General features: G+C 75.9%; 9 protein-coding genes and 1 riboswitch. Of the genes, 3 read left to right on the top strand and 6 right to left on the bottom strand.

Features of this window, described 5'->3' with window-relative positions:
• A partial coding sequence (locus HCN56_RS19425) for a TetR/AcrR family transcriptional regulator C-terminal domain-containing protein (protein ID WP_167972926.1) occupies window positions 1-935 on the bottom strand: 935 nt, incomplete at its 3' end.
• Between the two features lie 94 nt (window positions 936-1,029).
• Here HCN56_RS19425 and HCN56_RS19420 point away from each other — a divergent pair.
• Together HCN56_RS19420 and HCN56_RS19415 are read left to right on the top strand one after the other, a co-directional pair.
• Window positions 1,030-2,013 carry an ATP-binding cassette domain-containing protein gene (locus HCN56_RS19420; RefSeq protein WP_167972924.1) on the top strand — a complete coding sequence of 328 codons (984 nt, stop codon included), beginning with the start codon at window positions 1,030-1,032 and terminating at the stop codon, window positions 2,011-2,013.
• Entirely contained in the window at window positions 2,010-2,909 is a 900-nt protein-coding gene (locus tag HCN56_RS19415) for an ABC transporter permease (RefSeq protein ID WP_209312944.1), read from the top strand. Before HCN56_RS19420 ends, HCN56_RS19415 begins: the two co-directional genes overlap by 4 nt.
• Window positions 2,910-2,964: 55 nt before the next feature.
• Here the strand turns inward: HCN56_RS19415 and HCN56_RS19410 are convergent, their stop codons facing one another.
• Entirely contained in the window at window positions 2,965-4,398 is a 1,434-nt protein-coding gene (locus tag HCN56_RS19410; RefSeq protein ID WP_167972923.1) for an aminotransferase-like domain-containing protein, read from the bottom strand.
• Window positions 4,399-4,456: 58 nt separating this feature from the next.
• On the opposite strand from HCN56_RS19410, the gene HCN56_RS19405 reads away from it, so the two are divergent.
• A complete protein-coding gene (locus HCN56_RS19405) occupies window positions 4,457-5,404 on the top strand; it encodes a DMT family transporter (RefSeq protein ID WP_312871302.1) in 948 nt (315 codons plus the stop codon).
• Window positions 5,405-5,503: 99 nt separating this feature from the next.
• Here HCN56_RS19405 and HCN56_RS19400 read toward each other — a convergent pair whose 3' ends face one another.
• The 4 genes from HCN56_RS19400 to HCN56_RS19385 form a co-directional block, all read right to left on the bottom strand.
• Window positions 5,504-6,460 (bottom strand): M23 family metallopeptidase, encoded by a 957-nt coding sequence (locus HCN56_RS19400; RefSeq protein ID WP_167972919.1) that lies wholly within the window; start codon window positions 6,458-6,460, stop codon window positions 5,504-5,506.
• 3 nt (window positions 6,461-6,463) lie between these two features.
• A riboswitch (cyclic di-AMP (ydaO/yuaA leader) is annotated at window positions 6,464-6,644 on the bottom strand.
• A gap of 587 nt (window positions 6,645-7,231) precedes the next feature.
• The gene (locus HCN56_RS19395; protein WP_167972931.1) at window positions 7,232-8,410 is read right to left on the bottom strand and encodes a dipeptidase; all 1,179 of its coding nucleotides are present in this window, start codon (window positions 8,408-8,410) and stop codon (window positions 7,232-7,234) included.
• A 116-nt stretch (window positions 8,411-8,526) separates the two neighbouring features.
• Window positions 8,527-9,057 (bottom strand): 5-(carboxyamino)imidazole ribonucleotide mutase, encoded by a 531-nt coding sequence (purE, locus tag HCN56_RS19390; protein ID WP_167972929.1) that lies wholly within the window; start codon window positions 9,055-9,057, stop codon window positions 8,527-8,529.
• Between the two features lie 38 nt (window positions 9,058-9,095).
• Window positions 9,096-10,244: a 5-(carboxyamino)imidazole ribonucleotide synthase gene (locus HCN56_RS19385; RefSeq protein WP_312871301.1), complete on the bottom strand. Its 1,149-nt coding sequence runs from the start codon at window positions 10,242-10,244 to the stop codon at window positions 9,096-9,098.
• Between the last annotated feature and the right edge of the window lie 159 nt (window positions 10,245-10,403).

The following is a 10,403-nucleotide window of genomic DNA, read 5'->3' as shown; positions in this document are numbered from 1 at the left end:
GTAACGGCGCGGCGCCGTCCTGCCCGCGGCCACGCCGGAACCCGCCCCCGACCGAACGGAGATCCCCATGGCGGTAGCCACCCTCGGCCCCGTTGTCCTGGACTGCCCCGGCCCCCGCCCGCGGGGGCTGCTGCGTCCGGGCCCGCGACCCGCGCGCCCGTCCCCGCGCCACCGGGGCGGCCGGGCGCGCGGGAGGCGATCAGCGCATCGACGCCGTCGAGCACGAACTCCAGCCCCCAGGCGAAGTCCTCCGCGCCGTTGCTCGGGTGGGAGAAGACCCCGGCCGCCACGGCGCGGGAGAGCGCGGGGAACCGCCCGTCGTCCACCACGTTCGCCAGCACGCGGCCGTAGGCGCTCCCCCATTCCTCGGCGCTGATCCCGGTGCGCGACTCGGCCTTGGCCATCGACAGTTCGACGCCGGAGTCGTAGCGGATGTAGCCGGTCAGGACGGTCAGGACGAGCACGCCGTCCGCCGCGGAGAGGCCGGTCTCCTCCAGGGTGGCGAGGATCGCCTCCATCCAGCCCAGGGTGTTGGGCCCCATGGGCGGCCCGGTGATGGCGACGTCCAGCATCCACGGGTGCCGGTGGTAGCGGGCGCGCATCGCCCCCGCGATGGCCGCGAGCCGCGGGCGCCGGCCGTCGGGCAGGGCGGCGGGGTCGGGCGGCTCGCCGACGTGGTCGAGCATCAGCTCCGAGAGTTCCTGGCGGCCCGGGACGTACCGGTAGAGCGACATGGTGGTCACGCCGAGGGATTCGGCGACGCGTCGCATCGAGACGGCCGCGAGCCCCTCCGCGTCGGCGACGGCGACGGCGGCCTCGACGACCCGCCGCACGCTGAGGCTGCCCTGCGGGCCGCGACGGGCGCGCCGGGGCTCACCCCAGTAGAGGTCGATCATCTGCTCCGGCGTGCGCTGCGGGGGCTTGGCGGGGCTCATGCCGCCATCCTAAAACCGTGTATGGTGTACACGAGGTATACGCCATAAACAGTTTTGCGGTCGGGCCCTGGCCCGGCCGCGGGGAGGGGTGACCATGGCAGATGCGATCCGGGCGGAGGGGCTCGTCAAGCGGTACGGCGGCCGCGCCGCGCTCGACGGGCTGGACCTCCGGGTGGGCGAGGGCACCGTCCACGGGCTGCTCGGCCCGAACGGCGCGGGGAAGACCACCGCGGTCCGGGTGCTCACCACGCTCACGGGGTTCGACGCCGGACGGGCGGAGGTCTGCGGCTGCGACGTCCGCCGCGAGGCGGAGCTCCTGCGGGGGATGATCGGGCTGACCGGCCAGTACGCGGCGGTGGACGAGACCCTGAGCGGCCGGCAGAACCTGGTGATGTTCGGCCGGCTGCTCCGCCTGGACCGGCGCGCGGCGGCCCGCCGGGCGGCGGAGCTGATCGACCGGTTCGACCTCGGGGAGGTGGCCGACCGCTCGGCCGGCGGCTACTCCGGGGGCACCCGCCGGCGGCTCGACCTGGCAGTGGGACTGGTGCACACCCCCACGCTGCTGTTCCTCGACGAGCCGACCACCGGCCTGGACCCGCGCAGTCGCGCGCAGGTGTGGGCCACGGTGCGCGAACTCGCCGCGGAGGGCACCACGGTGCTGCTGACCACGCAGTACCTGGAAGAGGCCGACCTGCTGGCCGACCGCATCTCCGTGATGGACCGCGGCCGGGTGGTCGCCGAGGGCACCTCCGACGCGCTGAAGGCCGTGATCGGCGCCGACCGGGTGGAGGCCGTGGCGCGGGACGCCGCCGACCTGCCGCAGCTCGCCCGGCTGGTCGGCGAGGTGGCCGGCGCCCCCGCCGAGACCGACCCCGACACCCGCCGCGTCGGCGCGCCGGCCGTCGACCGGGTCGCCGTGCTCACCGGCGTGGCCCGCGAGGTGGAGCGGGCGGGCATCGCCCTCACCGACCTCGGGACCCGCCGGCCGACGCTGGACGAGGTCTTCCTCCGCCTGACCACCGCCCCGCGGGGCGCGGCTCCCGCCGCCCGGCAGGAACCGAAGGAGGCCGCGGCATGAGTCGCACCGACCGAGCCACACCTCCCGGGCCCCGCCACGGCACGGTTACCGTCACCTCCGGCGGCGCCCTCCGCCCCGCGCCCGTCGCACCGCCGCGCGGCCCGGTGGAGCGGTGCCGGCGCGCGGTCGCCGACGGCGCCACCATGACCCGCCGCTACCTCACCCACGTGGCGCGCGCCCCCGAGGAGATCGCGCTCTACTTCGTGCTGCCGATCGTCTTCATCCTGGTCTTCGGCTACGTCTTCGGCGCGGGCATGGCCACCAGCGGCAGCGCCTACCGCGAGTTCCTCGTCCCGGGCGTCTTCGTCATGACAATGCTCTACGGCATGGGCGCCACTGCCTCGGCCGTCGCCAACGACGCCGGGCGCGGGGTGGTGGACCGGTTCCGGGCCATGCCGGTGGCGCGCTCCGCCCTGCTGACCGGCCGCAGCGCCGCCGACCTGGTGCGGGCGCTGCTGGAGACCGCCGTGCTGGTGGGGTGCGGCCTGCTGGTCGGTTGGACCTGGCACCACGGGGTGGGCAACGCCCTGCTGGCGCTGGCGCTGGTGCTGCTGCTGCGGCTGGCCGTGACGTGGACGGGGATCTGGCTCGGCCTGCTGGTGCCCAACCCGGACACCGTCGGGGTGATCGTCTTCCCGCTGGCGTTCCCGCTGACCGCGCTCTCCAACGTCTTCGTGGCGCCGGAGCTGATGCCGGGCTGGCTGGGCGCCGTCGCGGAGTGGAACCCGCTCTCGGCGACGGTGGCGGCGATCCGCGAGCTGTTCGGCAACCCCGGGTTCGGCAGCGACTCCTGGGCGGCGCAGCACGCGCTGCTGCTGGCGGTGGCGTGGCCGGTGGCGCTGATCGCACTGTTCGCCCCCCTGGCCGTCCGGCGCTACCAGCGGCTCGGGGACTGACCGCCCCGCGGCGGCCGCCACCCCGCCCGCCGCCTCTCCCACCGCCCCCGGCCGGTCAGTCGCGGCCGGCCGGGTCGGCGTGCTGGGCGGCCAGCGCGGCGCCGATGAGCCGGGCCCCCTCGGGGAAGGCGGCGGGGTGCGGCCCGGAGTAGTTGAGCCGCAGGTGGGGCCCGGTGGGCTCGGCGGGGAACCACTCGTCGCCCGCGGGGACCGCGACGCCGGCCGCCTCGCAGTCGGCGACCAGCCGCGGCAGGTCGGTGCTGCCCGGCAGGCGCAGCCACAGCGCGAGCCCGCCGGCGGGCACGGTGACCTCCGCCTGCGGGATGTGCTCGCGTACCGCGCCGAGCAGCAGGTCACGCCGGGCGAGCAGTTGCCGGCCCAGCCCGCGCAGGTGGGTACGGAACGCCGGCTGGGTCACGACGTCCAGCGCGACCGCCTGGAGCAGGCCGCTGACGTACATCGCCCCGGCGCGGGCGTCGGCGAGGATGCGTTCCCGCGCCGGGCCCCGGGCCACGACCCCGGCGACGCGCACCGCCGGGGAGACGCTCTTGGTCAGCGACCGGAGGTGCACCACGTGGCCGCCGTCGTCGAACGCCGCCAGCGGTGCGGGGGGCCGGGTGCCCTCGACGGCGAAGTCCCGGGCCCAGTCGTCCTCCACCAGGAACGCGCCGTGGCTCCGGACCACATCCAGCACGTCGGCGGCGCGGGTGGGCGACCAGCAGGCGCCGGTCGGGTTGGCGAAGGTCGGCTGCGCGTAGAAGACGCGGGCGCCGGTGCGGGTGAACGCCCGGTCCAGCTCCTCCGGGTCCGGGCCGTCGGTGCCGCTGGGCACCGGGTGGAGCGGCACACCCGACCGGCGGGCCGCCAGCATCGCACCCCAGTAGGTGGGCGACTCCACCAGCAGGGGTCGGCCGGGGCCGACCAGCGACCGGAAGACGGTGCCGAGACCGCTCTGGCTTCCGGGGAAGACGACGACGTCGCGCGGGGCGGGCGGCACCGACCCCGCCGGGGTGGCGCCGGCCAGCTCTCCTGCGAACCACTCCTGCAGCTCGGGGAGACCGGCGGACGGCGGCCGGCCGACCGCTCCCGCGCCGCGTGCGGCGCGGGAGAAGGCGGACCGCACCAGCCGCTCCGGCAGCAGTTCGCGGTCCGGGTAGCCGGAGTGGAGGGCGATGACGTCGTTCGGCACGGTCCGCAGCGCCGCCGAGACCGGGGTCGCCCGGTAGGGCGCCGCCCCGAGCGCCGCGGTCTGCCAGCCGTAGTCCTCGGGCCGGGTGGCGCGGGCGGCGCGCACGAACGTCCCGACGCCGGGCCGGCTCTCGACCAGGCCGCGCGCGGCCAGCGTGCGCAGCGCCCGCTGCACGGTCACCGGACCGGCGCCGTACCGCGCGACCAGCGCCCGGGTGGGGGGCAGCTGTGCGCCGGGCGGGGCGGTGGCGATCCAGGCGGCGAGCTCCGTCGCGATCCGCCCACTGCTATCGTCATTCATGAAGAGACAGAGTAGCGCTACCGACCTTGTGCGCCCTCCGCTACCGCCGGATTCCGGGGTGCGCACCGCCGACTCCCCCGGACCGGGTACGGCGGCCGGTCTCCGCTGGGGACTGCTCGGCGTCGCGGCGTTCTCGCTGACCGTGCCGTTGACCCGGATCGCCGTGGCGGGGCTACCGCCACTGTTCGTCGGCGCCGGGCGCGCGGTGGTGGCGGCGCTGCTCGCCGCACTCGCCCTGGCCGTCACCTGCTCCCCGCTCCCCCGCGGCGGCCAGTGGGCGCGGCTGGCGGTGGTCGCCGCCGGTATCGTGCTCGGCTTCCCGCTGCTGACCTCGGCGGCGCTGACCACCGCACCGGCCGGTCACAGCGCGGTGGTGATCGCCCTGCTGCCGGCCGCGACCGCCGCGGTGGCGGCGCTGCGGGGCGGCGAGCGGCCGCCGCGCCGGTTCTGGGCGGCTGTCGCGGCGGGCGCGGTCGTCACCGTGGCCTTCGCGGCGGTGGCGGGCGGCGGGGCCGGGGGGCGCGGCGTCGCGGACCTGCTGCTGCTCGCGGCGGTGGTCGCCGGCGCCGTGGGGTACGCGGAGGGCGGGCTGCTCGCCCGGGAGTTGGGCGCCTGGCGGACGGTCTCCTGGGCGCTGGTGCTCGCCGCCCCCGTCACCCTGCCGCTGACCGTCGCCGCTGCCGTGCCGCACCTGCCGTCGGCGACGGCGGAGCAGTGGGCGGCCTTCGCCTACCTGGGGGTGGTGAGCATGTTCCTGGGCTTCTTCGCCTGGTACCGGGGGCTGGCGCTGGGCCCGATGACCCGCGTCAGCCAGGTGCAGTTGGTGCAGCCGGTGCTCACGGTCGCGTGGGCGGCGCTGCTGTTGCGGGAGCCCTTCACCGCCACGGTGGTGGTGGGTGCCGTCGCCGTGGTCCTCTGCGCCGGGGCGGCGGTCCGCAGCCGCCGCCCGGCAGCGGGGCCGGTCGTGGTCGCGGCGGCGGGTCAGAGCCCGCCGGGGGGTGCGTGACCGCGGGGCGACCGGCGCCCGGAACGGGCCCTGGGGGCCACCACGGTCGTGGTGGCCCCCAGGGGCGGTGCCGTACCGGCCGTGCCGGTCGCGGGTGGCTCAGATGGAGACGCCGAGGCCGCGGAGGTAGCCCAGCGGGTCGATGTCGGAGCCGTAGGACGGGCCGGTCCGGACCTCGAAGTGCAGGTGCGGGCCGGTGCTGTTGCCGGTGGAACCGACGTTGCCGATCTGGTCGCCCGCCCCGACCGACTGGCCGTTGCTGACGGAGAGCGAGGAGAGGTGGGCGTACTGGCTGTACCGGCCGTCCTCGTGGCGGATGACGACCTCGTTGCCGTAGGCGCCACCCCAGCCGGCGGAGACGACGGTGCCCGGGGCGATCGACTTCACCGGGGTGCCCGAGGAGGCGGAGAAGTCGACACCGGTGTGGTAACCGCTGCCCCACATCGCGCCCGAGGCGCGGTAGGGGGTGCTCGGGGAGGCGTCGACGGGGGCACTCGCGCCGACAGACGGGGCCGGGGCCTCCTCGACCGGGGCCTCCTCGACGGGGGCCTCCGCCACCGGGGCCTCCTCGACGGGGGCGGCCTCGGCGACCGGCTCCTCCTCGACGGGCGCGGCACGCTCGGCGCTGCGGTCGGCGCGCTGCTCGACCTCGGCCTCGGGGGCGGTCTCGACGGCGGTGCCGTCGAGGGCCAGCTCCTGGCCGGGGAAGATCAGGTTGGGGTTGTCGCCGATGACGTCGCGGTTGGCGTCGTAGACGGTGACCCAGCCGCCGTCCACGTCGTGCGCGTCGGCGATGCGGGACAGGGTGTCGCCGGTGACGACGGTGTAGTCGGTCGCCTCGTCCGCCGCGTCGGCGGCGGCCTCCGCGGCCACGGCCGCGCGCTCGGCCACCTGGGTGCTGAAGGCGGCCGGGGCGGCGGTCTCGACCGGGGCGGCCGAGGCGCTGCCGGCGCCGATGAGCGGCAGGGCGACACCGGCGGAGCCGGCGGTGAGCGCGAGGGAGATACGGGCGATACGACTGGGGCGCTGGTGACGGTGACGTCCGCGTCCGGGCATGGCGGTGCTCCTCTCCGACGCCTACGAGGTGAGCTGTCGGGTTCGGGCCGGAAAGTGCCCGGCCGCGGGCGGCTCCGCGTGACACGACGTCACGGGAACCGGCAGGCGGCTTCACCCCAAGCCGGCTCTCACCGGCACAAGATTGGGTCCCCCGCTCCTGTCGTGCGGAAAGTACTCACGTTGATCCCTCACCGGTGACAGGACTCGGCGTCCGGTAGGGCCGCCCCGCGTGGTGCGGCGCGAGCAGCACGGTAGGCACAGCGGATCGGGCAGCACAAGAAAGGCCAAGCGGGGCGGCAGTGGCCGAGAACACGAAAAGTCCGACACCGTCACCCGGGGTTCGCCCCGCCCTGCGAGGAGTGACCGAGCCCGCGCGGACCGGAAGCTCCAACTCGCTTATTCAGTAGACGAGTTGGGCCCCCGGTGACACCGGGCACCGCGAGCGGCGGGACGAGGCGGGTGGGTCACGCGTGACCTCGGTCACCAGCCGAGGACCCCGTCCGATGCATCCGCAGAAGCCCCATTAGGGACCAAAGACCACCCGCCGATATCGGGACCGTCGCGGACACTTCGGGTCCGCGACGCCGCGGGCGCCCCCAACGGCCCGTGGACGCCGCCGCGCCGGTGCTCCACCTCCCCGCCGCCCCGCCGCCCCGGGTACGAGGGCGCCCGGTGGTCGGCCTCGGGTGGCCGACGCACCGGGCGTCGTCGTACGGGCCCACCGCCTGCGGCGGGCCGGAAGCGGCCGGCGGGCCCGCAGTGGTCAGCCGGTCAGCCGGCCGGGCGCTCCGGCGTCGCCAGCGAGGGGCCGCGGTGGCGGCGCAGCTCGGCGGCGACGTCCTCGGCGTCCCCCAGCACCCGCACCGCGTTCCGCCAGGTCAGCTTGGCGAGGTCCGCCGCGGACCAGCCGCGCCCCAGCAGTTCGGCGATCAGGTTCGGGTACCCGGCGACGGTGTCCAGCCCCTCGGGCAGGAACGAGGTGCCGTCGAAGTCGCCCCCGATGCCGATGTGGTCGACACCGGCGACCTCCCGCATGTGGTCGAGGTGGTCCGCCACCGTTGCCGGGGTGGCGACGGGCCGGGGGTTGTCCGCCTCGAACGCGGCGAGGACGCGGCGCCCCGCGCCGGAACCGTCCAGCGGGTGCAGCCCGGCGGCCACCAGGGCGGCCTCGCTGCGCCGGGTCCACTCCACGGCCTCCGGCAGCACGAACTTCGGCACGAAGGTCGCCATCGCCACGCCGCCGTTGCCCGCCAGCCGCTCCAGCACGTCGTCGGGGACGTTGCGCGGGTGGTCGCAGACGGCGCGGGCCGAGGAGTGCGAGAAGATCACCGGCGCCTCGGAGACGCGCAGCGCGTCGCGCATCGTCGTCGCGGCGACGTGCGAGAGGTCGACCAGCATGCCCAGCCGGTTCATCTCCCGCACCACCTCCTCGCCGAACGGGCTGAGCCCGTCGTGGCGGGGTTCGTCGGTGGCGGAGTCCGCCCAGTCGATCGTGTCGTTGTGGGTGAGCGTCATGTACCGCACACCCAGCTCGTACAGGCCGCGGAGGGTGCCCATCGAGTTGTTGATGGAGTGCCCGCCCTCGGCGCCCATCAGGGAGGCGATCCGGCCCTCGCGGCGCGCCGCCTCCATCCCGGCCGCGGTCGTCGCCGGGGCGAGGTCGTCGGGGTAGCGGTCCTGCATCGCACGGACCACGTCGATCTGCTCCAGGCAGGAGCTGACCGCGGCGTCGCCGCTGAGGTCGGTCCGCACGTACACCGACCAGAACTGCGCGCCCACACCGCCGGCGCGCAGCCGCGGCAGGTCGGTGTGGAGGTGTTCGCTCTGGTCGCGCGAGACGTCGCGGCGGTCCAGGTCGTACCCCACCTGCTCACGCAACGCCCAGGGGAGGTCGTTGTGGCCGTCCACCACCGGGTGCTCGGCGAGCAGTTCCAGGGCGCGGGCGAGCAGCCCCGGGTCCTCGGCGGCTGCGCCGACGGGGGTGAGCGGCGCGACGCCGTCAACCGACTCGCCCGCCCCGGCCGACGCGGTGGCGTCGTCGGGGGCCGGGGTGCCGGGGGTCCCGGTCAACGGGCACCGCCGGTGGTCTTGTCCTCGGTGCCGCCGGCGAAGCCGAAGCGCTGCGCGCCGTTGGCCTTGCCGCGCAGCCGCCGGCCCTTCTCGGTCGCCTGCTCGTTGAGCCGCTCCTGGAAGTCGCTCATCCGCTCCAGGAGCACCGGGTCGTGGGAGGCGAGGATGCGGGCGGCGAGCAGCCCGGCGTTGCGGGCGCCGCCGACGGAGACGGTGGCGACCGGCACACCGGCCGGCATCTGCACGATGGAGAGCAGCGAGTCCATGCCGTCCAGGTACTTCAGCGGCACCGGCACGCCGATCACCGGCAGCGGGGTGACCGAGGCCAGCATTCCGGGCAGGTGGGCGGCGCCGCCCGCGCCGGCGATGATCGCCCGCAGCCCCCGACCGGCGGCCTCCTCGCCGTAGGCGACCATCTCGCGCGGCATGCGGTGCGCGGAGACGACGTCCACCTCGTAGGGGATCTCGAACTCGTCGAGGGCGGTGGCGGCGGCCTCCATGACGGGCCAGTCGCTGTCGGAACCCATGACGATGCCGACGATCGGGTCCAGGCGGTGCTCGGTGCTCACTCGGTGATCGTTCCTCTGAGGTAGTCGGCGGCGTGCCGGGCGCGTTCGCGCACCTGGGCCAGGTCGGTGCCGTAGGTGGTGACGTGGCCGACCTTGCGGCCCGGCTTCACGTCCTTGCCGTACATGTGGACGCGCAGCGCGGGGTCGCGCGCCAGGCAGTGCAGGTAGCCCTGGTACATGTCGGGGAAGTCCCCGCCGAGCACGTTGGCCATCACGGTCCAGGGCGCGCGGGGGCGGGGGTCGCCGAGCGGCAGGTCGAGGACGGCCCGCAGGTGGTTGGCGAACTGGGAGGTGACGGCGCCGTCCTGGGTCCAGTGGCCGGAATTGTGCGGCCGCATCGCCAGTTCGTTGACGAGCACCGAACCGTCGGCGGTCTCGAACAGCTCGACGGCGAGGTGGCCGACGACGCCCAGCTCGTGCGCGATGGTGAGCGCCAGGTGCTGGGCCTGCGAGGCGGACTCGGGGTCCAGCCCGGGAGCGGGGGCGATCACGGTGTCGCAGACCCCGCCGACCTGCACCGACTCCACCACCGGGTAGGCGACGGCCTGCCCGTGGGGCGAGCGCACGACGTTGGCGGCCAGCTCGCGGGTGAAGGGCACCTTCTCCTCGGCGAGCACGGGCACCCCGGCGCGGAACGGCTCGGCGGCCTCCGCCTCGGAGTCGACGACCCACACGCCCTTGCCGTCGTAGCCGCCGCGGACCGTCTTCAGCACCACGGGGAACCCGGTGGCACCGGGCTCGTCCTCGGCGAAGGCCCGGACGTCGGCCGGGTCGGAGACGATGCGGTGGCGCGGGCACGGGATGCCGAGCGCGGTGAGCCGGGCGCGCATGACGCCCTTGTCCTGGGCGTGCACCAGCGCGTCGGGGCCGGGGCGCACGGGGATGCCGTCCGCCTCCAGCGCGCGGAGGTGCTCCACCGGGACGTGCTCGTGATCGAAGGTGATCACGTCGCAGCGGCGCGCGAAGTCACGCAGCGTGGCGAGGTCGCGGTAGTCACCGACGCGGACGTCCTGGACGACCTGCGCCGCCGAGTCCTGGGGGGTGTCGCTGAGGAGTCTGAAGCGGATGCCGAGGGGGATGCCCGCCTCGTGGGTCATACGGGCGAGCTGGCCGCCGCCGACCATGCCGACTACGGGAAATGTCACCCGGCCAGGATATCGGTCGGGCGGGGCGGGCCGGCCGGGTGGTCGCTCCGCAGCGTGACCGGCGCCCCGGTTCGCGGCCGTCCACGCGCGCTCCGCGCCGTGTCGGGGCGGGCGGGGGCCGCCCGGCGGCGGTGCGCGGGGCCGGCCCCGCCGGCCGGC

Source organism: Streptomyces lonarensis (assembly GCF_012033735.1).
Classification (GTDB): domain Bacteria; phylum Actinomycetota; class Actinomycetes; order Streptomycetales; family Streptomycetaceae; genus Streptomyces; species Streptomyces lonarensis.
This window is presented reverse-complemented; position numbering and strand designations above follow the sequence as displayed.

What these genes read in the sequence shown, in the direction of transcription:
- HCN56_RS19420 (WP_167972924.1), top strand. Translation starts at nt 1,030, where the DNA reads ATGGCAGATGCGATCCGGGCGGAGGGGCTCGTCAAGCGGTACGGCGGC.
- HCN56_RS19415 (WP_209312944.1), top strand. Translation starts at nt 2,010, where the DNA reads ATGAGTCGCACCGACCGAGCCACACCTCCCGGGCCCCGCCACGGCACG.
- HCN56_RS19410 (WP_167972923.1), bottom strand. Translation starts at nt 4,398, where the DNA reads ATGAATGACGATAGCAGTGGGCGGATCGCGACGGAGCTCGCCGCCTGG.
- HCN56_RS19400 (WP_167972919.1), bottom strand. Translation starts at nt 6,460, where the DNA reads ATGCCCGGACGCGGACGTCACCGTCACCAGCGCCCCAGTCGTATCGCC.
- purE (WP_167972929.1), bottom strand. Translation starts at nt 9,057, where the DNA reads ATGGGTTCCGACAGCGACTGGCCCGTCATGGAGGCCGCCGCCACCGCC.